Genomic DNA, 19,903 nt, shown 5'->3' on the forward strand with positions numbered 1-19,903 from the left:
CATGAGAGTTAAGGATGGTTATGAGTAGCTCAATTCCTCACCCAGATAGCGGTAGTTTTAGCGTCAATTGTGCGGTTTTAACTGTGAGTGATACTCGCACTGAGTCCACGGATAAAAGCGGTGATTTGATTAAGCAAATGCTGAGAGATAATGGTCATCATCTAGGAAATTATGTGATAATTAAAGATGAACCGGACTTGATTACTCAGGCGCTTAATCAATGGTGTGGTGATGCTAAAATTCAGGCGGTGATTGTGAATGGGGGAACGGGAATAGCACCACGAGACACGACTTATGATGCTATTGAGGGGTTACTAGAAAAAACTTTACCTGGCTTTGGGGAACTGTTCCGGTTTTTGAGTTACCATGATATTGGTTCCCGTGCGATCGCCTCTCGCGCCACCGCCGGGGTATATCGGGAAACTCTATTATTTTCGGTTCCCGGTTCCCAAGGAGCAGTTAAACTAGCTATGGAAAAGCTGATTTTACCTGAGTTAGTTCATCTAGTTAAGCAATTACAAAAAGGCAGTTAATGAATCAAAATCAACCCTCAAGTTATAATCCTTGGGACTATAAACCCTGGTGGTGTCAACCGTGGTCAATTATGCTGACGGGAGTTAGCTTAATTAGCGGGAGTTGGTTAATCTTTCATCAGGTTTGGCTATCGGTAATTGTAGGGGTTCCCGTCCTGACCTGGATGGGATTTTTCCTGCTGATCTGGCCGGGATTAATGCGATCGGCTATGATGTCAGATGCTGAAGGTGACGATTAGGCTTTTTCTAGGGGAGCCATTGTCAAACCTTCGCGACTGAGTTGGGTATGGTACAATTCGGCTTGTTCTAGGGGGCCTACCCACACGGTCGCCTGACCTTCATAATGGACGCGGTTGGTCAACTCCCAGGCTTGATCGCTAGTCATTCCGGGAAGATATTTCATTAGACAGTTAGCGACGTGCTGAAAGGTATTAAAATCGTCATTAAGGACAATTACCTTATAGTTAGGGTAAGGCTTACGGACGGTTTGACTAGAACGACTGGGTGTAGTGGTAGGTGAGGCTATCATAGCTCTAGTTTAGGGTTTGACTAAATCAATATTTTGTACTTATCACAAATCTATTATATTATACAATGTCACAGTCTGAGATAATCTCAGATAATCTCAGATAATTAGTTGAGGGTGGGTATAGTTAGTAGATGCACTCTATATAATGACTGAAAGTTAAGAGAAATGCCGTCGCATAGTTAGGCAGTTACGATGGTCATCCAGGCGACAATAAGTGACTTCATCAGTGAGTTTAGACATCAAAATCAAACCCCTACCTTGTTCTTTTTCCAAAGGTGCAATCTTTTCGTTAAGAATAAAATGCAGGGTTTTGGGGAAATCAAAAGGTTGACCAAAATCCCAGAGTTTGATTTCGATAGAATTAGATAAAATCTGCACCTGAATATCAATGGGAGTGTTTTTAGATAATCCATGGTGTGCATGACGAACCACATTAGTGAACCCTTCGGTAATAGCAATCTTGCATTCGTAGCCCAGATCGGGAGGTAAAAAGGGAGTAGTTATCTGATCAAACCATTCTAATACTTCCTCTAAAAACAGTAGATCTGTACCTACTTTAAGATGCGATCGCATTAGTAGACTTTCATCTTCCATTAATCTTACATTGCACCACTATTTTTTTTGAACAAAATGGCGATCGTGCGGACAATCATTTTGAGATCATACATCAAGCTCCAGTTTTCCTGATATTTTAGATCAAGGCGAATAATATCTTCAAAATCCTTAATCTGCGATCGCCCGCCGACTTGCCATTCTCCAGTCATACCGGGTTTAACATCTAGGCGTTGCCACTGGGGAACCTCATAACGTTCGACTTCATCAGGAGTAGGTGGTCGAGTGCCGACCAGACTCATTTCCCCCATTAAAACATTCCAAAATTGAGGTAATTCATCCAGGCTAGTGCGCCGCAAAAACCGACCTACTTTAGTAATCCTGGGGTCATCATCATTTTTAAAGATTTGACCTTTCGCCTGATTAGGAATTGTGCTTTTGAGTTCTTCAGCATTAATCACCATAGAGCGAAACTTCCACATACGGAAACGCTTACCCATCCAACCGCAACGAATTTGACCAAACAAAATCGGACCAGGGCTATCAAGGCGAATAGCAATAACAATTGGAATAGATAAAACTGCAGTAATTCCTAATCCGACTAGAGCGCCGACGACATCAATAGAGCGTTTAACCACAGAGCGAACGGAAGGATGAGTAACGGGTAATAGTTGGCTATTATCCCCACCTCCGGTAGATTGAAGAGGAGTTGCGGGTTCATCCTGTTGAAAGGTTAAAACCTGATCAAGGGATGTTAAAGAAAAAACCGCCATTACCTGGGGACCGACATTTTTTAGCAAAAGTTCCACATCTTTGTTTTTGGCGGCTTTGAGGTTACTGACTAAGGCACCGACTCCGCTGCTATCCATAAATGTAGTCTCGCTAAAATCGAGAATAATAGCCTGTGGAACCTGATCTCCCAAAACGAGATTATGACAAGTTGACTTAAAATCCACAGCCTCCAATACACTGAGGCGATGGGGAATTTTGACCCAGGCTATATTATCTTGAAAATGGACAGGAAAATTAACTTCTGGGCTAGGACTGACCATATTAGTCTCTTAATGCTAGTAGGTGTATGAAAGTTACACAAATTATTGGGGTTGCATAGTTCTAATTTTAACCGAGAATTTCTCCGATCGCTACACGAGTACCATTGACAAAATCCCAACCGGACTGAACCCGTTTTCCGGGTAACTTGACTTCGGAAACCAATAGGTATCCTGACCCGGTCTGAACAATTGGGCCGAAGCGTTTGGCGATCGCCACAATTTCCCCAATGTTACCGGGGTTAAGATCGGCGGTAGACAAACGAGCCAATGGTGGAGGAAGTTCTGTTTCGGGAACAAAACCCAAGGGAACCGAGGCGCTAATTTTCAAACTTTGTCCCCTAAAGGTAGTGACACAATGGGGATAAAAGGCTCTAATTTGATTATGGAGGGCAACTGCTGACTTCGACCAATCAAGTTGATAATCTTCTGGCTTAATGAGAGGCGCTAATGTAGCCTGAGTATCATCCTGGGGAATAGGTTGTATCGTTTGCGATCGCATTTGTAGCAAAGTCTCCGTTAAAAGTTCCGCCGCCATATTAGCGAGACGTTCAGCCAAATTAGCTGCTTGGTCCTCCCAACTAATGGGGGTGTAACTCTTCAATAGCATGGGTCCTGTGTCCATGCCTTCATTCATCAACATGGTAGTAATTCCGGTTTCAGTCTCGCCATGATATAAACACCACTGAATAGGTGCCGCTCCGCGATATTTTGGTAAAATCGAGCCGTGAGCGTTGACACATCCTAATTTAGGGATCTGCAAAAGTTCCGGGGAGAGGATTTGTCCATAAGCGACCACCACAAAAACATCAGCCTCAACTTCCCGCAAATTAGCCAAAGTTTGTGGGTCTTTTTTAATGCGACGGGGTTGCCAAACTGGTAGACCTGCACATAATGCGATCGCCTTTACCGGGGAAGGGCTAGTTTTACTACCACGTCCCCGTCGTTTATCTGGTTGAGTAACCACCCCAACCACCTGAAATTGCTCATCAGTCAATAATCGTTGCAAACTAGGCACAGCAAACTCAGGCGTACCAAAAAAAACCAGTCTCATGTATAAATTTTCCCTTTGTGTTTAGATTTAGGTTTTTCAGGGGGGGGTAATGGCAACTTCAATGCGGCGGTTAAGTTGTCTATTGATGTCCGAGGTATTTTCCAAGGCTGGGCGAGTCATACCATAACCGATCGCCACCCAATGATAAGCCTGGTAGTCCACAGCATTAGAGAGGTATTGCACAACTGCTTCCGCCTGTGCAGAGGACAAAACCAGATTTTGCTGACGGCGAGCGCTATCATCAGTATGACCTGCCACCCGCACTACAGCCCCCCGATAGTTTTGCAGATCTGGAATCAAGTTATCCAGGATCACATTAGCCCCAGGGCGCAAAGTGCTACTACCTGGGTTAAATAAAATATCACTGGGTAAAGTCATGATCAAGCCACTTCCAGATCTAGACCTAGCAGTGCGGGGAGTTGGTGGGGGTATATTTTCCGCCTCCGGGGAACTAGGGGCTGTTAATTGCTGTTCTATAATTTGTAAGCGTCTCTCCAACGTTTCTGCTGGCCGACTATTACCGATTTGAATTTCTAGGGCGGCGGTGCGACCGATCAAGGCATTGAGATCTTGTTGTAATTGTTGGAGTTGGGGTTGTAAGGTTTGTTGGACTTCTGGAGTTAGGGAAGTAGGTGGCGCTTTGGGGGGAGTGAGTCTAGGAGTTTCTCGGTCTGGGAAAGAGGGTTGATATGCTGGCTCGCGCCTTAGTAACTGTTCAGTTAGGGGCATTTCCGAACTGGTGTTCGGGTAAACTTGAGCTACAGCCATTCCCACTACCCAAGCCACAGCACTACCTACCCCCAACAATAACAGACGAAAAATGAAGGACAACAGCCCCACCAAAACCCCGGAATTGGATTTAGGGGAAGATTTACTTGGTTTTGGATCTGCCATAAATTTACCCTCAATTGCCATTAGGTTATCAGTCTTCCCAAGGACGCACTTCTAACGGACCTCCGGGATGATTAAATCTCACCATCATATCCGCTTGGGGTTCTGCTGGGTCAGGTCCTACCTGCTGAAAGCGTAACTCTGATAGGGGAATGGGAGCCTCTTCCTCTGGGGTAACATCGTCAACTGCTTCATAATCTATAATTTTGCCATCACTGGCTACTGTAACCCGATAAACTAGGGTTCGGTTAATGCGAGCAACCCATGCTTGGTTTATCTGAGCAAACAATTCTCGCTGTAATCTCTCAATTTCCTGGGGGTCATCAATAGATGGCGGTGAGACTAAATTAGGTTGTAAATTAGACTGGCCAATGGTAGCACCGGGTTCGCCAATAGTGGTATTTTCCCCCTCTGTGTCTGTATTAACTCCCTGTGGTGGAGATTGTCCGGCTGATGGTGGTCTTTCAGTTTCTGATAGTGATTGGGTTTCTGTGGACTCTTGAGGATTAGGTTCTAGGGGTCGCCGAACCTCTGGAACTGGCAGAGCAAATAATGCGATCGCTGCAATAGCCAATCCAGACACCCCTACCGCTACAGGTATCGCCCTTTGGGTAACAGATTGCTCTGCCTTAGTATAACGCTTGGGAATAGCTTTTAACTGCAAGGAAAGCTCAGGTAAAGTCCCAGAATCAGCGAAAAACTGATCCACTGCTTCCACCAGATCAAATAACTGCACCGTGGTTAAATCTAATTCCACTGGGGATGTCGGATCGGTTTTCATCTGGGAATCCCCATCTAACGGGGTATTACGGACAATCAGGCGGTGTAAATTGCCGTCTAGTCTGCGTAACTCCACCATAGGAACCTCAGCAGCAGTGTTAGCAGAGGGGGGATGTGATACGCCGCTGAGAAATTCTTGGGCGTATTGACTCACCCGTTGCAGTAAACACTCGAAAAACTCTTTCCCTCCCACAATAGGCTGAGGATAACCGACAAAATGGCACTCCGCATTCATCAATCGCGATAAACGGGGCCGAGTTTCTGAGGTATTATCTGTGGGACTACTCAACCCATGCAAAATCAGCTTGCAGTTAGGCAAACTGTACTGACGTATAATCGTCATGCTATCTCTCCATCAAACAGACTCATCCAAAACCGTTGCATCCCTGCCGTGCCTGTACAGAATAGCAATTTTCCCAGCAAAGCGATCGCTAAATCATTGAGTTTCTCTGGGGAGTTGTAAGCAATTACACCCGCGCGCCGAGGATTCATCCGACTACGGAAGTGAGCCTGGAACCTTTCCAGATAGCTATATAATTGCAAATGCTGTTCTATGGGGATTTGCTTGCGCTGCATTTGCTCAAAGTCAATCAGCAACTGGCGAATTCTCACTGTTAACTCTCGACTTATCATGGCAATAATCACCACTAGGGCTTTAGCTTCCTTCAGAGTGAGGGGTTGTCGTTGGCTGTAGCGTCGCAGGGGGTTAGTGCTACGCAGTCGCCATAATACCACTCGATTCGGGATAATTCCTTGCAGTTCTAACTCCGATATCTTGACCAGCATTCGTTCGGAACTCCCCAGGGCGAGGGCTTCAATGGCTAGTAACATCAGGTCGATTTGTAATCGCGCCCGACGGGGACATCCTTTGTCGGAGATGGGTATATCCGGCAAACTGTCTAATATGACTGGGTTTAAATTAGTTTGATAGGGTTCTACTTGCATTATGCTCACGGCAACATCGATTCCAACACAATATATAGTTAAAGATTGGTTAGCAAATCTGATACATTTACGCGACATTTTTCCGATTGTTCCCGGACAATGCAACGATAGCACTATTACCCGTTAAGGTAACAGAGGCGGTATCCCGCAAAGCTTTTAGAAAGATTCCAAAAGCACCGTTCCAGTCCCGTGGTAGAGTGAACCCCCACTCCGGACATCGGAACACTTTTGAGCCACCTAGCTGGGAATGGACATGACCACAGTGAGTACAGGTTTTGCTGGTGTATTCTTCGGTCACATCTACAACTGTTCAGTTATTTCCGCGCTTATGTCTCAGGGTTAGTTTGAATCGATAATGCGCCCATTTCAGCATGGCGCGGGCAGTCTTAGACCTGATTAGACGCTTCACCTTGGCAACCATATTGGAAGTCTCGAAGGGGGGCAAAAAAATCAGGCTGTGTTATGGGATGGCCAGGGATGCGACCCAATCAACCAGGGGGTTGAAGTCCTCACCGGGTAGTCCCCACGCCCATTTCAGCTCTATTTCATACCCGAAGGTCTCGCACCATACTTGGTATTATACCGTATTGCCGTAAAATGTTAACCTAATTTGAGATGAAATCATGCTCCTAATATTTACATTACCCTGATGGATCTTAAATCTTTTATTCGCGATATCCCAGATTTTCCTAAGCCCGGTATTGTCTTTAGAGATATTACTACCCTGTTAAGGGATTCTCAGGGCTTACGCTATACGATTGACACTTTGAAGGATAAGTGCGATCGCCTCTCCCCAGATTATGTCGTGGGTATGGAGTCCCGTGGGTTTCTGTTTGGGGTTCCCCTGGCTTATCAGTTGGGTTGTGGGTTTATCCCCGTGCGAAAACCTGGGAAGCTACCAGGACAGGTCATCGCTGCACAATACCAGTTAGAATATGGGAGCGATCGCCTGGAAATGCACATTGATGCCATGGCACCAGGTAGCAAGGTTCTGATTGTTGATGATCTGATAGCTACCGGGGGAACGGCGGCGGCCACGGCTCAATTGGTACAAGAGGCTCAGTGTCATTTGGTGGGTTTTGCTTTTATCATCGAGTTAAAGGCCTTGGGGGGACGAAATCAATTACCTGATGTCCCCATTGTCACTTTAATAGATTATCACTGAAAAAAAAATATGAGCATTGACTCTGATAACTTGTTGTATGTGGCGAAACGACTTTTTCAGGCGCTGATTACTCTGCTATTGGCTTCTGTACTCTGTTTTGCGATCGTCCAACTGGCTCCGGGTGATTATCTTGATAAATATATCAATAATCCCCAAATTTCTGAGGACACTCTCAATCAGTTTAGAGAACAATTCGGATTAGACCAACCTCCTATTATCCAATATTGGAATTGGCTAACCCAAATTGTCACTAGGGGGAACTTTGGCTATAGTTTTGAAAATCAGCGATCGGTCACGGATTTACTCTGGGAAAGAGTCCCCGCTACCCTACTGTTAGCTATTTCTTCCCTCATTCTAACTTGGGCGATCGCACTTCCCCTAGGAATTTTGGCCGCCGTTAATCAAAACCGCCGAGTCGATCGCACCCTACAAGTAATCAGCTACACTGGTCAAGGGTTCCCCAGTTTCATCACCGCCTTACTGTTACTATTTTTAGCCCAAAAAACTTCCCCTCTTTTTCCCGTTGGAGGTATGACCAGCATAGACTATCCTGATTTGTCTCTCTTGGGGAAAATCGGTGATATTGCTTGGCACATGATTTTACCAACCCTGGCTTTAAGTATCACCAGTTTCGCGGGTTTACAGCGACTCATGCGCGGTCAATTACTCGATGTCTTACGTCAAGACTATATCCAAACGGCGCGCGCTAAAGGTCTCCCAGAAAACCGAGTGATTTATGTTCACGCTCTCCGAAATGCCATTAATCCTTTAATTACCTTATTAGGATTTGAATTTGCTAGTTTATTAGGCGGCGCTTTTATTGCCGAAACCTTTTTTAACTGGCCGGGACTAGGAAGGTTAACTTTAGAAGCAGTTAGACAACAGGACCTTTATCTAGTTATGGCTAGTTTAATGATGGGTGCTGTTATGCTGATTCTGGGTAATCTTTTGGCGGATTTATTGTTAAAATCAGTAGACCCTCGCATCAAACTCGAAAACCTGAATTAATCCCCCCTCCGGTGCGTCATACCCCGGTTATATTCATCCTCACCCCTCTCCTCTCCTACACTGGGAGAGGGTATCTAACCTACAAGGTGGCAAATTTATCTGATATGTCAATTAGGGCTTTTTGAATGCCTGGTTCACTCATGGAATGTCCAGCATCAGGAATAATAATTAACTCGGCTTCCGGCCAAGCCTGATGCAATTCCCAGGCGGTTTTCATGGGACAAACTACATCATAACGACCCTGAACGATCGCCGCTGGAATATGACGGATACGCTGAACATTAACTAATAGTTGGTCTTCGGATTCAAAAAAACCTTGATTGACAAAATAGTGGCATTCAATTCTAGCGAAAGCCGTGGCAAAATTGCCATCACCAAATCTTTCGATTAAATGCTGATCTGGCAATAATTTACTGGTGCTGGCTTCCCAAATTGACCAAGCCTTAGCCGCCGCCAATTGTATTTGGGGGTCATCACTGGTTAAACGACGATAATAAGCTGAGATTAAATCGTGACGTTCTTCTGGGGGAATAGGTTTGATATATTCCTGCCAAGCATCAGGAAAAATGTAGCTGGCTCCCTCCTGATAAAACCATTGTAGTTCGGCTTTTCTTAACATGAAAATACCCCGCAAAATCAACCCTTGACAATGCTGGGGGTAAGTCTGACTATAGGCTAAGGATAGGGTACTTCCCCAACTACCACCAAACACCACCCAACTGTTAATATTTAGGTGATTTCGCAGGCGATCGATATCTTCTACTAAATGCCAAGTCGTATTTTCTTCTAATTCTGCATGGGGGATACTTTGACCGCATCCCCGTTGGTCAAACATGATAATTCGCCACTTTTCGGGGTCAAAATATCGACGATATTCTGGTAAGCATCCGCCGCCGGGTCCCCCATGAAGTATCACCACGGGTTTACCTTCTGGGTTCCCGGACTGTTCAAAATAAATGGTATGTAAGGAACTAACTTGTAGTTTTCCTTCGGCGTAGGGTTCTATGGGAGGGTAAAGTTGGCTCATGTTTGAGTTATCCTATGGTTAGTAATTAGTTGTTGATAATGAGGGGATAAACGGCTTGAGGATTAAGCTGTAGGCGACACATTTCTCGCCTAGTTAAACCATCAGCATAGCACTGATTAATTTCTGTGGTTCCGTTTTCTGAGGCGATCGCTTCTATGAAAAACACCTGGGGAACCTCGGAAAAAGCCCAGCCAAATTTACCAGTTTCTCCGGGTTGTAACTCCCCTGGGCTAACGGTGGCTTGGTGGCTTTCTACTTCCACTAAAATATCACCTTCCTGACGGTATAAACGATAAACTACTTGTAGCGATCGCACTACCTCTGAACTCTGATTAGTCAGTTTACCTTCTACCGTATAACGTCCGGCGGTGAGGGTTTCATTAGTGACCATTTGCATCTCACTAATTTGGAATGGTTGATTTTGGGCTAATAACAATGGAGATGAAACCACTATATGGGGAACTGATATAGCCGGGTTAGGGAGTAAGGTTCCCAGTCCTAATGCTGAGATTAAGAAAATCCGCGAATAACTTAACATAGGTCGAATCTGATATATACTGATGATGGTGGTTAGCCTGGGCAGGAATTGCTAAGGACTGCACCACTCCAATTTTATCGCGATCGCTGTCAATTTTCATCACCTAGAGAAAGAAAAAGGCAGAATTCCCCTAGGGCTGATTATCTGCTAAAATCATGATAAAATTAGTACACCCACAGCCATTATAAATCATCTATGACTGCAACTGTCTCCACTCCCCACCGGGTCAGCACCGAGAAAATTCGCCCGGACATTCAAGCACTACAGCCACGGTTAGTTAGCTGGCGGCGACATATTCACCAATACCCAGAGTTAGCATTTCAAGAAAAACTAACGGCTAAGTTTATTGCCGAAAAACTAGAGGAATGGGGAATTAATCATCAAACACAAATTGCCGAAACCGGAATTGTAGCCATTATTGAAGGTCATCAACCGGGGCCAGTTTTAGCAATTCGGGCGGATTTTGATGCCTTACCTATTCAAGAAGAAAATGAGGTTAGTTATAAATCTTGTCATGATGGCATTATGCACGCTTGCGGTCATGACGGACATACAGCGATCGCCCTAGGAACTGCCTATTATTTATCGCAACACAGACAGGATTTGTGTGGTACAATAAAAGTAATCTTTCAACCCGCTGAAGAGGGGCCAGGCGGCGCATTGCCCATGATTGAAGCTGGGGTATTAAAAAATCCTGATGTTGAGGCAATTTTGGGGTTGCATTTGTGGAATAATTTGCCATTGGGAACGGTGGGGGTGCGTGCTGGTGCGTTAATGGCGGCGGTAGATATCTTTGAATGTCGCATATTGGGGAAAGGGGGACATGGAGGGATGCCGCATCAAACCATAGATGCAATCTTGTTAGGTTCCCAAATTGTGAATACCCTGCAAACCATTGTAGCAAGGAATGTTGACCCCTTAGAGTCTGCCGTGGTTACTGTGGGTTCTTTCCATGCTGGAGATGCTCATAATGTGATTGCAGACCAAGCGACAATCAAGGGGACAGTGCGCTATTTCAATCCTCAATTTAATGAATATTTTAGCAACCGCATCGAATCAATTGTGGCGGGAATTTGTCAAAGTCATGGGGCGAGATATGAGTTAAATTATCAACGAACTTATCCGCCAGTAATTAACGATCCATCCCTAGCCAATTTGGTGAGAAGTGTGGCGGAATGTGTGGTAGAAACCCCAGCGGGGATAGTGCCAAAATGTCAGACTATGGGAGGTGAGGATATGTCATTTTTCCTGCAAGAAGTACCGGGGTGTTATTTTTTCATGGGGTCTGCTAATAGCGATCGCAATTTAGCTTATCCGCACCATCATCCTCGGTTTGACTTTGACGAAACCGCCCTAAGTATGGGGGTAGAAATGTTTGTGCGGTGTGTAGAAAAGTTTAGCGGTGAAAAATCCTAACTGCTGAATACCAAAGAGCGATCGTCATGTCTACAATAGGGTGCAGAGCCTTAAAATGCAGCTCTCGGTAGAGAATAAAAATTGATCACGGTATTCCAAAAGCTCATGAAACGTAGAACTAAGCCCACATCTCCCATAGCTTCCGCCTTTAACTATACCGCGATGGCAGTGATAGCAGGCGTTCTGGTGTTGGGAATTGGTATAGGTATGGCGATAAGTTCCACCGCCACCCTAACCCCCCAGAATGTAGCATCCAGCGAATTCATTGATCGCAGCGCTCCCAACCCAGAAATCTGTGTTAAATTCGGAGCCAGTGCCATGGTGACAGATTTACGGGTATTTGTGACCCTGAACCCGTTTAGTGTTTTCGTCGCTCAACCTCGGATGCAACCCGGATGCGTTTTGCGGACCAGTAACTGGGCTCTACTGAGACAGCGGAACCTGATCACCGTGGAAGACGAAAGAGACTGTAAACACCGGATGAACACCTTTGGCTATACGGGAGACCTGAACGATGATGCAGAGGTAAACTGTATCTACCAAAACAATAGCGCCCAGAACGATTTTCTGAATCAATCAGGTCTAATCCAGAACCGTCCTAGACCAGAGTCCGATCGCTTTTAAAACCCTTTAAAATCGTGGGCTAGTTGGTAAAGCTGGGGTGATTCCTAGCAAAAAGTCATTTTGGGCTAATTCCTGAACCAATCGGACTTGGACAACCTGACCCGGTTCAAGAATATGCTGTTGAGGGGAACTAATAGCGCCAACAACAGCCCCTCCCACAGCCCCAGCTAGGAATCCCAATCCATCAAAACCACTAACGAGTAATCCTCCCAAACCGCCAACTCCTGACCCAATAGCCACATTTTCCGGCTTAATTGGTCTCGCACCTGGAATCCAAGTTGATTCAGCCACAAAGGGAATGCTACGACCTTCCAGGTTAATGGCTTGGGCGACAAAACGGGTTCCCTGATTAGTGGTTTCAAACCTTCCGACGACAGGGGTATCTGGAGGTACGACAAAATTACCTGCTGCGTCTACAATTCCCCCTTGCAAAAGTAAAACATCTTGGCGGTTGAATTGGGATTTTAGGCGCACATCGTCAATTCCAGGATATTGGAGAGTGACAGTTGTACCGACGGGTAATAAAATACGACGGTCGGGGCGTTGGGGTTCTGGTACGGGTCGAAAACCTTGGCTAGGTGGTGGTAATTCTGTGGGTAGAGGTTGACCAAAGGGGATAGCTGCAGTTGTGTTAGACATGGGGAGAATTTGAGTTCCGACTTGTTGAGCAAGTGGCTCTGGTCTCACCAAGCTGGTTTGGGTGGGGCGATTTAGGGGGACTCGCAGAAACTCAACATCTGGGAAAGGCTGGGGTTGAGGATTGGGTAAGGCGCTGATGGGGCGTGGTTGGGGGGTTAATTGGGGGGAAATATTGGCAGATGTGGGAGACTGAGTTATGGGGGTTGTGGTTAAGTTATTTTCTGCGGGGGGTTGACGACGGGCTAACAAAACGGGACGCAATACCCACTGATTTTCTACGCCAACTCGTCTGAGTTGAATTTCTCTGTCATCAAGAATGAAGCCAGGAGCGAAATCAATTGTCATTCGCGCTACGGTGGGTTCAAGTTGGCTAACGCTGACCCGACGCACTAAGCCGGACTCGTAGAGTTCGGTGACATTAACACCTAAATCTGTATCTGGTAGGTCGATAATAATGCGGCTGGGTTGTTGGACTACGGCTAGTCGGGGTCTAACTCCTTCTGGTAGTTGGACTTGAACGGTTCCGTTATTGGGGTTGAGGGTCCACTGGGGAACGGTAACGGCTAAAACTGTGTTGACGATCGCCTCTGTACCTACTATCAAAGTGGCGATCGCTGTAGTTAGACCTAATTTGAAAAGACTAGGGAACCGCGGCCGTGTCAATTTCCCGATTGGGAGTGGTTGGGTTGGCGCGGCACTGGAAAAACCAAGTGACACTGGAAACGGTCTATACTTGTTTTGCATGATCGCCACATCAAAAAAAGTTTTCTGAGAAAAGCTGATTGCTACTATAGCTCATCTCTGGAGTTAGTATCATGTTTTTAGTTAGAATGCAACCCTAACTCCTAGATTTGGAAACTCATGCAAAAGTGGAAAAGACTGCGATCGCAAATGATCATAGATCATCCTTGGTGTCGGGTGCGCCAAGATGCGATCGCCCTTCCCGATGGGAATATTATAGATGATTTTTTTATCAATATTCGGCCTGATGTCGCCTTAGTTTTTGCTGTCACCGAAGACCAGCAGGTGATTTTTGTTCGCCAATACCGACATGGAGTCGAGCAGATTTTATTAGAACTCCCCGCTGGCGGTTTTGACCCGGCTACCGAAACCCCCACCGTCGCCGCCTTACGGGAACTTAGGGAAGAAACAGGTTATGTCGCCTCCTCTTTAATTCCCCTAGCTACCCTATACGATAATCCCGTCAAGGACACTAATTCTATTCACCTATTTTTGGCGGAAAATGTGCAACTGCAGCACCAGACCCAACTGGACCCCACCGAAGATATCCAAGTGGTTCTGATACCAGTGGCTGAAGTTATAGATGCGATCGCCACCCAAAAGATTCAAGTAGCCGGAACCATTGCTGCTATCTTTTTAGCCTGGGAATATCTCCAGAGTAAAAAAACTCAGTAATCGATGAGCTATTATCTGCTATAATCATGTCATAAGTGTATTCTTATAGTTCCGCTTTCTGACCAGCGATCGTCCATTAATGCTTGAAATTTGCCGCACCCCAATTCCCCCCGCACGCACTAAGCGCATCGAAATCCCCGTGGCTCGCCTTCCCACCCAAACTATGCTATCCCTACCCGTTATCGTCATCAATGGCTATACAGAGGGACCCATACTCTGGCTAAGTGCCGCTATTCACGGCGACGAAATTAATGGCGTTGAAATCATTCATCAAGTCTTGCAAAAAATTTCCCCCAAGCGGTTGCGGGGGACCTTAATTGCTGTTCCCATTGTCAATGTCTTTGGATTTATCGAACAATCTCGATATTTACCAGATCGCCGAGACTTAAACCGCTCGTTTCCGGGTTCCAAAAGAGGAAGCCTCGCCTCCCGTCTAGCTCATTTATTCCTCCAAGAAATTGTCAATCACTCCACCCATGGAATTGACCTACATACAGCATCAGGTCACCGTAAGAATTTACCACAAATTCGAGCCAACTTAGATGATCCTGTTACCTACCAATGTGCGCGCGCTTTTGGCGCTTCTGTGATTATTCACTCCCAACTTAGGGATGGTTCCCTCCGTCAAGCCGCCACTCAAAAAGGGATTCCGGTTCTTCTATATGAAGGAGGGGAGGCGCTACGATTTAATTCCCATGCTATTTATATTGGCGTTCAAGGTATCCTACGGGTGATGGAAACCTTAGATATGTATGAGTTCCAATTTGATAACTTTCCCCTGGAACCTATAGAAGTGCAAAATACTCAATGGGTGCGTGCTTCTCGTAGTGGGATATTACAACTATCTATTGAGTTGGGGGAACGGGTATATAAGCGCCAACTACTAGGTGTTATATCTGATGCTTTTGGTGATACCAGCGTCAAAGTCAGGGCTCCTGCTGATGGGTTAGTTATTGGAAATCAGCAAAATCCCTTAGTTAATCAAGGGGATGCTATAGTTAATTTAGCTCTCCTCAACTCTGAAGAGAGTCCCGTTCATATTCTGTCTTAGAATAATGTTCACTTTGGAGATAATATCGTCCGGTTTTGCTCAATACAGAAGGTCGCCGGGGAATTTCGATCGCAAATTCTGACCCCTTAGTTAGTACCGACTTACAGGTTAAATTTCCCCCATGTTTAGCCACAATTTGATAACTCATGGCTAATCCTAAACCTGTACCATGACCCACGGGTTTAGTGGTAAAAAATGGCTCAAATAATCGTTTTCGCACTTCTTCTTCCATACCCAAACCATTATCAGAAATTTTAATTGACACCCAATCAGAGTTAATTAATGCAGTGCTAATCTGAATAGTAGGCTCGAAGTCAACCAAGCCATTTTCGAGTTTTTCTACTTCCAAAATCGCATCAATTGCATTACTTAAAATACTCAAAAATACCTGATTCAGTTGACCCGCATAACATTCTACTTTGGGTAAGTCTCCATAATTACGAATGACTTTAATTTCGGGAAACTCATGTTTTTCTAAGGTGGGAAGTCGTCCTTTGAGTCGATGTTGTAGGATTAATAATGTACTCTCAATCCCCTCATGAATATTAACTGGCTTCATTTCCGACTCATCAAGTCTCGCAAAATTCCGCAGAGACAAAACAATCTGTCGAATCCGATTTGAACCGACTTCCATTGAATCTAAAATTCTGGGTAAATCCTCTACAATAAAACCTAGTTCTACTTCCTCAATGCGATCGCGAATTTCCGCCACTGGCTGTGGATAATATCGCTGATATAGTTCAATCAGTGCCAACAAGTCTTGGACATATTGAGCCGCATAACTAATATTACCATAAATAAAGGTAACTGGGTTATTAATTTCATGGGCAATTCCTGCGACCATTTGACCCAGACTGGAAAGTTTTTCATTTTGAATTAATTGTGCTTGAGCCTGTCGGAGTTGTTTAAGGGTTAGTTCCAACTGTAATGCTCTGGCGCGTTCCCTAGCTTCCGACTGTCGCAAAGCATCTTCAGCCTGTTTGCGATCGCTAATATCCCTAACTGTCCCGGTCATGCGTAGGGGTTTACCTTGCTCATCTCGACTCACCACCTGACCATGATTAAGCACCCATTTCCAACCCCCATTATTGGTAAACATCCGGTGTTCAACCTCACAAAAATGCGTGTGATTTTGCCAGTGTTGTTTTAAGCAATAAATCACCTGATGGCGGTCTTCAGGATGCACCAGCTTCAACCAAGACCGAGGATGGTTGTTGATGTGCTTCATATCATAACCCAGCATTTGTCGGCATTGAGGGCTAAAATAGACCTCATCAGTGCCTAAATTCCAATCCCATAAACCCTGATTAGTTCCAGTTAATGCTAATTGTAACCTCTCCTCATTAATCCGCAGAGCTTCCGAGGCTTGTTTTTGTTTAGTAATATCAAAAATTGCCCCCGCCAAACATAAAACTTGTTGGTCATCATCAAAGATACCTTGACCCTTATCATAAACCCATCGTTGGGAACCATCGGCTCGCCGTAACCGATACTCTAAAATATAGGGATGGCGTTTTTCTACGGATATTTGAATCGCGTCTATAACTGTTTGTTGGTCATCAGGATGAATCAGACTTGCAAAGCTGATAGTTCGGTTTAAAATCAAATCATTAGGGCTATAACCAGTAATAGACTCCACCCCCGGACTCATAAAGGTCATGGTGCGATCGATGTCTAAATTAGAGCGATAAACTGCACCGGGAATATTAGAAACCAGGGTGCGAAATTCTCCCTGACGTTCCCGCAGCATTCTCTCAACTTGTTTGCGATCGCTAATATCTCGGATAAACACACATTGATATTCCTGACCTTTAAAGTTGAGATGATTAATCATCATTTCCACGGGAATTAGGCGATTATGTTTAGTCCGATAACGAGCCTCAATTTTTAAAGACCCACAGCGCCGCAGTATTTGCCAATGCAAATCCCAAGACTCTCGCGGAAAATCGGGGTTAATATCATGAATAGTCAATAACAATAATTCGCTAGGGGAGTAACCCAACAGGCGACAAGCTGACTCATTCACATAAATAATTTCTCCTTCTCTTCCAATCCAAAAAATCGCATCGGCGGCTTTATCAATAGAAAATTGTGTCAGGGATATGGTATCTTCCGCAGACCAGTTATTGATCTTGGCGTTTACTTTGATAGTTAATGGATTGGGATTTCCTGAGTTGGGGGAGTTATTGGCGGCTGAATTATCTAGGCTAGATGTCAAATTATGGCGGCGGATAAACCCCAACATAGGTATCTGAAACCACCACAGCCAAAAGAATATTAAGTTGGTAGCGAGTAATCCTAAAATGGCTAAGATAGTTATCACAAATATTCCCCCGACGGGATACCAGTGAATTTCTGTGTCAAGTATTTGAAAATTCCCCGCCATGACTAACCCCAAGCTGAGTAACCCCGAGTTACCGATGAAATTACCACCGCCGCGCCAAAAGGGTTGATTTGGGGTTGATAATTGACAGCGATCGCCATAGATTGATAAGCTATTGTTGAGCATACCTGCTGACAAGTAACTAACCAATGCGATCGCAGCAGTTAACCACAAATGTAGCCAGTTTGATAGTGATTCTGGCGAAAAGCTATACCCCCTGAGCATTATATGAGGCTCAAAGGTTAATAATTGGGTAAAAACATATACCAACAATTCTAGCATTTGTTAAATTATTTTTTGGGGTTCGCTTCCCGTCAACAGAGAGAGCAGATATTGATCCACTAGGGGAAAACCTATCTATAAGCACCCATAATTCGGTGGTTATCCCCATTGAAAAGCATAATTAACCTAGCAAATTAGTTGCCCAATATTGAGATGTCTATAGTAATGGTGATAATAGGTGAAAGTTAATACAACCGGATTCCAGAAGATACCGGAATGGGAGGCATTTAGTCACCAACCAAGGGGTTGGCGGTTGGCGGGGAAATGGAGCATTGATTGCCATAACCAGAAAAGGTGCAAAATGGGAGCAATCCCCCAGGCGATCGCCTCCGAACTGCATAGGGGAATTGCCATCCTGGTTAGGAATTAGCCAGAACCCAATTCACCAGGGTTCGGACAGGGAATCCGGTCGCACCAGTTTTATTATAGCCCTTATCCTTATCTGTCCAAACTGGGCCAGCAATATCCAAATGAGCCCAAGGGGTATCCTTAACAAACTGTTTCAGGAACAGAGTAGCCGTAATCGAACCCCCAGCGCGAGGTCCCGTGTTTTTCATGTCAGCATGAATAGCCTTGAGTCCTTCAAAATATCTTTCCTCAATTGGCATCCGCCAGAATTTTTCCCCAGCTTTTTGGGAAGCAGATTGTAACTGTTGCGCCAATTGATCATCAGGACTCCATAACCCAGCGATATCATCTCCCAAGGCAATGATACAGGCTCCGGTGAGAGTTGCTAAATCCACCATAGCATCAACCCCTAGGCGGTCAGCAAACACCAAAGCATCAGCCAAAGTTAAACGCCCTTCAGCGTCCGTATTATTGACTTCAATAGTTTTGCCATTAGAAGCGCGCAGGAAGTCTCCAGGGCGCATAGCACGGCCGCTAATCATGTTTTCGGTTACGGCACTGATAAAATGCACCTCAACTGTGGGCTTTAAGGTGGCGATCGCCTTAGCCGCGCCAAAAGTCGCCGCCGCCCCAGCCATATCCATTTTCATCATTTCGATGCCGCTACCCGTGGGTTTCAGGTTCAAACCACCCGAATCAAAAGTCAAACCCTTACCCACAATAGCTAGTTTCCGGGTCGGTGTTCCCTGGGGTTTATAGGTGAGATGGATAAACTTAGGAGGCAAATCCGAGGCTTGAGCCACCCCTAAAAATGCTCCCATTCCCAATTTTTCGCAATCTTCCCGTTCCAAAATTTCCAGTTCCAACCCATACTCAGCAGCCAGAGATTTAGCCAATTCTGCCATAGTTATGGGGTTAACTTCATTAGCCGGAGCCGCCACCAACTCCCGCGCCAAGAACACCCCAGAACAGACCTGTTGAGCCAGGGTAATGGCTGCTTCTGTACCCGGAAACCCTAGCAGATCTACAGACTCGACTTGAATTTCTTTGTCCTTAGTTTCCGACTTAAAGCGATTATCCTGATACAGAACTAACTCTAATCCTTCTACAATAGCCCCCACCGTCTCCGACGCATTACCCACCGGGAAACTGATACCCAGGGTTTTACCTTTGAGTGCTTTCGCCGCCTGTCCTGACGCAGCCGCACCACGTCGGATAGCTTCTAGGGTGTAGTCCTCAGCAGACCCCAACCCCACTAAAACCACCTTACGAATGGGACTATTGCCACCCACACGACCAGAAGCACTACTATCAGCTTTTCCCTGAAAGTCTGATTCTTCGATAAGTTCTTGTAGGGTCCCACCGAGTTTTTGATTAAGTTCTGCTAAATCCCCACTCAGTTCGACTTGTCCTTCAAACAGACCTATCGCTAACACATCTCCACTCCAGTCTAGGCGGTTAGTATCTGTGGCTCTAAATTCCATGTCTTAATCTCAATGCTTTTAAAGTACGACTTGGGTCATCTTTCTTAATCCTATCGTGAGGGCGTAAATTATTTACCCCAAATTTTTCTACCCCCATTCCCTCGGGCATTATCGGCGAAAAGCCATGATTTACGGCGATTTTTCTTAATCCCGACAAAAAAAGTCGGGTATGGTTGACGGGAATTTGAC

At 45.3% G+C, this 19,903-nt stretch carries 21 protein-coding genes and 1 pseudogene; 9 read left to right on the forward strand and 13 right to left on the reverse strand.

All coding sequences use genetic code 11. The features are described 5' to 3' along the window. The first annotated feature begins 20 nt into the window (after positions 1-20). Both NLZ44_RS14250 and NLZ44_RS14255 read left to right on the forward strand, forming a co-directional pair. A complete protein-coding gene (locus NLZ44_RS14250) occupies positions 21-533 on the forward strand; it encodes a MogA/MoaB family molybdenum cofactor biosynthesis protein (protein WP_493750203.1) in 513 nt (170 codons plus the stop codon). Next, positions 533-772: a DUF6737 family protein gene (locus NLZ44_RS14255; protein ID WP_111894487.1), complete on the forward strand. Its 240-nt coding sequence runs from the start codon at positions 533-535 to the stop codon at positions 770-772. The genes NLZ44_RS14250 and NLZ44_RS14255 overlap by 1 nt, the downstream gene beginning before the upstream one ends. Here NLZ44_RS14255 and clpS read toward each other — a convergent pair. The 8 genes and pseudogenes from clpS to NLZ44_RS14295 form a co-directional block, all read right to left on the reverse strand. Then, positions 769-1,062: an ATP-dependent Clp protease adapter ClpS gene (gene clpS, locus NLZ44_RS14260; protein ID WP_006620719.1), complete on the reverse strand. Its 294-nt coding sequence runs from the start codon at positions 1,060-1,062 to the stop codon at positions 769-771. The two genes, NLZ44_RS14255 and clpS, sit on opposite strands and share 4 nt — an antisense overlap. A 156-nt stretch (positions 1,063-1,218) precedes the next feature. Next, the gene (locus tag NLZ44_RS14265) at positions 1,219-1,656 is read right to left on the reverse strand and encodes an ATP-binding protein (RefSeq protein WP_493750204.1); all 438 of its coding nucleotides are present in this window, start codon (positions 1,654-1,656) and stop codon (positions 1,219-1,221) included. Positions 1,657-1,661: 5 nt separating this feature from the next. After that, the gene (locus tag NLZ44_RS14270) at positions 1,662-2,666 is read right to left on the reverse strand and encodes a sugar transferase (protein WP_493750205.1); all 1,005 of its coding nucleotides are present in this window, start codon (positions 2,664-2,666) and stop codon (positions 1,662-1,664) included. A 67-nt stretch (positions 2,667-2,733) separates the two neighbouring features. Continuing rightward, positions 2,734-3,717, reverse strand: a complete 984-nt coding sequence (fmt, locus tag NLZ44_RS14275; RefSeq protein ID WP_493750206.1) for a methionyl-tRNA formyltransferase — start codon at positions 3,715-3,717, stop codon at positions 2,734-2,736. 36 nt (positions 3,718-3,753) lie between these two features. Then, positions 3,754-4,611 carry an OmpA family protein gene (locus tag NLZ44_RS14280; protein ID WP_493750207.1) on the reverse strand — a complete coding sequence of 286 codons (858 nt, stop codon included), beginning with the start codon at positions 4,609-4,611 and terminating at the stop codon, positions 3,754-3,756. A 28-nt stretch (positions 4,612-4,639) separates the two neighbouring features. Then, positions 4,640-5,731, reverse strand: coding sequence for a DUF4335 domain-containing protein (locus NLZ44_RS14285; protein WP_493750208.1), 1,092 nt, complete (start codon positions 5,729-5,731; stop codon positions 4,640-4,642). Beyond that, complete coding sequence (locus tag NLZ44_RS14290; RefSeq protein ID WP_006620713.1) at positions 5,728-6,333, reverse strand: DUF3038 domain-containing protein; 606 nt, start codon at positions 6,331-6,333, stop codon at positions 5,728-5,730. Before NLZ44_RS14290 ends, NLZ44_RS14285 begins: the two co-directional genes overlap by 4 nt. Before the next feature lie 67 nt (positions 6,334-6,400). Beyond that, positions 6,401-6,793, reverse strand: a pseudogene (locus NLZ44_RS14295) (zinc ribbon domain-containing protein); the annotation flags it as partial. A 189-nt stretch (positions 6,794-6,982) separates the two neighbouring features. Between NLZ44_RS14295 and NLZ44_RS14300 the strand changes: the two are divergent. Both NLZ44_RS14300 and NLZ44_RS14305 read left to right on the forward strand, forming a co-directional pair. Beyond that, positions 6,983-7,498 (forward strand): adenine phosphoribosyltransferase, encoded by a 516-nt coding sequence (locus NLZ44_RS14300; RefSeq protein WP_008049381.1) that lies wholly within the window; start codon positions 6,983-6,985, stop codon positions 7,496-7,498. 9 nt (positions 7,499-7,507) lie between these two features. Then, a complete protein-coding gene (locus tag NLZ44_RS14305) occupies positions 7,508-8,506 on the forward strand; it encodes an ABC transporter permease (RefSeq protein WP_006620710.1) in 999 nt (332 codons plus the stop codon). A gap of 79 nt (positions 8,507-8,585) precedes the next feature. Here the strand turns inward: NLZ44_RS14305 and pip are convergent, their stop codons facing one another. Beyond that, positions 8,586-9,533 carry a prolyl aminopeptidase gene (pip, locus tag NLZ44_RS14310; protein WP_111892778.1) on the reverse strand — a complete coding sequence of 316 codons (948 nt, stop codon included), beginning with the start codon at positions 9,531-9,533 and terminating at the stop codon, positions 8,586-8,588. Positions 9,534-9,558: 25 nt separating this feature from the next. Then, positions 9,559-10,071 (reverse strand): FxLYD domain-containing protein, encoded by a 513-nt coding sequence (locus NLZ44_RS14315; RefSeq protein ID WP_493750209.1) that lies wholly within the window; start codon positions 10,069-10,071, stop codon positions 9,559-9,561. 195 nt (positions 10,072-10,266) lie between these two features. Between NLZ44_RS14315 and NLZ44_RS14320 the strand changes: the two genes are divergently transcribed. Further along, on the forward strand, positions 10,267-11,487 hold the full coding sequence (locus NLZ44_RS14320) for a M20 metallopeptidase family protein (protein WP_315644850.1): 1,221 nt from the start codon (positions 10,267-10,269) through the stop codon (positions 11,485-11,487). Positions 11,488-11,592: 105 nt separating this feature from the next. Next, positions 11,593-12,111: a DUF3172 domain-containing protein gene (locus tag NLZ44_RS14325; protein WP_111892784.1), complete on the forward strand. Its 519-nt coding sequence runs from the start codon at positions 11,593-11,595 to the stop codon at positions 12,109-12,111. A 6-nt stretch (positions 12,112-12,117) separates the two neighbouring features. Here NLZ44_RS14325 and NLZ44_RS14330 read toward each other — a convergent pair whose 3' ends face one another. Next, on the reverse strand, positions 12,118-13,413 hold the full coding sequence (locus tag NLZ44_RS14330; RefSeq protein ID WP_493750210.1) for an AMIN domain-containing protein: 1,296 nt from the start codon (positions 13,411-13,413) through the stop codon (positions 12,118-12,120). A 198-nt stretch (positions 13,414-13,611) separates the two neighbouring features. Here NLZ44_RS14330 and NLZ44_RS14335 point away from each other — a divergent pair, with 198 nt between their 5' ends. Then, positions 13,612-14,166 carry an NUDIX hydrolase gene (locus NLZ44_RS14335; protein WP_111894713.1) on the forward strand — a complete coding sequence of 185 codons (555 nt, stop codon included), beginning with the start codon at positions 13,612-13,614 and terminating at the stop codon, positions 14,164-14,166. Positions 14,167-14,245: 79 nt separating this feature from the next. Continuing rightward, on the forward strand, positions 14,246-15,217 hold the full coding sequence (locus tag NLZ44_RS14340; protein ID WP_493750211.1) for a succinylglutamate desuccinylase/aspartoacylase family protein: 972 nt from the start codon (positions 14,246-14,248) through the stop codon (positions 15,215-15,217). Here NLZ44_RS14340 and NLZ44_RS14345 read toward each other — a convergent pair. Continuing rightward, a complete protein-coding gene (locus tag NLZ44_RS14345) occupies positions 15,180-17,882 on the reverse strand; it encodes a PAS domain-containing sensor histidine kinase (protein ID WP_493750212.1) in 2,703 nt (900 codons plus the stop codon). The two genes, NLZ44_RS14340 and NLZ44_RS14345, sit on opposite strands and share 38 nt — an antisense overlap. Positions 17,883-18,060: 178 nt before the next feature. On the opposite strand from NLZ44_RS14345, the gene NLZ44_RS14350 reads away from it, so the two are divergent. Further along, the gene (locus NLZ44_RS14350) at positions 18,061-18,252 is read left to right on the forward strand and encodes a hypothetical protein (protein ID WP_193520277.1); all 192 of its coding nucleotides are present in this window, start codon (positions 18,061-18,063) and stop codon (positions 18,250-18,252) included. On the opposite strand, the gene NLZ44_RS14355 is transcribed toward NLZ44_RS14350, so the two are convergent. Next, entirely contained in the window at positions 18,242-19,714 is a 1,473-nt protein-coding gene (locus tag NLZ44_RS14355) for a leucyl aminopeptidase (RefSeq protein WP_493750213.1), read from the reverse strand. The two genes, NLZ44_RS14350 and NLZ44_RS14355, sit on opposite strands and share 11 nt — an antisense overlap. Positions 19,715-19,903: the final 189 nt, after the last annotated feature.

The sequence above is a fragment of the Arthrospira sp. PCC 9901 genome (assembly GCF_059013425.1).

Bases quoted from the DNA above. Each gene is read 5' to 3' on its own strand.
- NLZ44_RS14250 (WP_493750203.1), top strand. From the start codon at position 21: ATGAGTAGCTCAATTCCTCACCCAGATAGCGGTAGTTTTAGCGTCAAT.
- NLZ44_RS14255 (WP_111894487.1), top strand. From the start codon at position 533: ATGAATCAAAATCAACCCTCAAGTTATAATCCTTGGGACTATAAACCC.
- clpS (WP_006620719.1), bottom strand. From the start codon at position 1,062: ATGATAGCCTCACCTACCACTACACCCAGTCGTTCTAGTCAAACCGTC.
- NLZ44_RS14265 (WP_493750204.1), bottom strand. From the start codon at position 1,656: ATGGAAGATGAAAGTCTACTAATGCGATCGCATCTTAAAGTAGGTACA.
- NLZ44_RS14270 (WP_493750205.1), bottom strand. From the start codon at position 2,666: ATGGTCAGTCCTAGCCCAGAAGTTAATTTTCCTGTCCATTTTCAAGAT.
- fmt (WP_493750206.1), bottom strand. From the start codon at position 3,717: ATGAGACTGGTTTTTTTTGGTACGCCTGAGTTTGCTGTGCCTAGTTTG.
- NLZ44_RS14280 (WP_493750207.1), bottom strand. From the start codon at position 4,611: ATGGCAGATCCAAAACCAAGTAAATCTTCCCCTAAATCCAATTCCGGG.
- NLZ44_RS14285 (WP_493750208.1), bottom strand. From the start codon at position 5,731: ATGACGATTATACGTCAGTACAGTTTGCCTAACTGCAAGCTGATTTTG.
- NLZ44_RS14290 (WP_006620713.1), bottom strand. From the start codon at position 6,333: ATGCAAGTAGAACCCTATCAAACTAATTTAAACCCAGTCATATTAGAC.
- NLZ44_RS14300 (WP_008049381.1), top strand. From the start codon at position 6,983: ATGGATCTTAAATCTTTTATTCGCGATATCCCAGATTTTCCTAAGCCC.
- NLZ44_RS14305 (WP_006620710.1), top strand. From the start codon at position 7,508: ATGAGCATTGACTCTGATAACTTGTTGTATGTGGCGAAACGACTTTTT.
- pip (WP_111892778.1), bottom strand. From the start codon at position 9,533: ATGAGCCAACTTTACCCTCCCATAGAACCCTACGCCGAAGGAAAACTA.
- NLZ44_RS14315 (WP_493750209.1), bottom strand. From the start codon at position 10,071: ATGTTAAGTTATTCGCGGATTTTCTTAATCTCAGCATTAGGACTGGGA.
- NLZ44_RS14320 (WP_315644850.1), top strand. From the start codon at position 10,267: ATGACTGCAACTGTCTCCACTCCCCACCGGGTCAGCACCGAGAAAATT.
- NLZ44_RS14325 (WP_111892784.1), top strand. From the start codon at position 11,593: ATGAAACGTAGAACTAAGCCCACATCTCCCATAGCTTCCGCCTTTAAC.
- NLZ44_RS14335 (WP_111894713.1), top strand. From the start codon at position 13,612: ATGCAAAAGTGGAAAAGACTGCGATCGCAAATGATCATAGATCATCCT.
- NLZ44_RS14340 (WP_493750211.1), top strand. From the start codon at position 14,246: ATGCTTGAAATTTGCCGCACCCCAATTCCCCCCGCACGCACTAAGCGC.
- NLZ44_RS14345 (WP_493750212.1), bottom strand. From the start codon at position 17,882: ATGCTAGAATTGTTGGTATATGTTTTTACCCAATTATTAACCTTTGAG.
- NLZ44_RS14355 (WP_493750213.1), bottom strand. From the start codon at position 19,714: ATGGAATTTAGAGCCACAGATACTAACCGCCTAGACTGGAGTGGAGAT.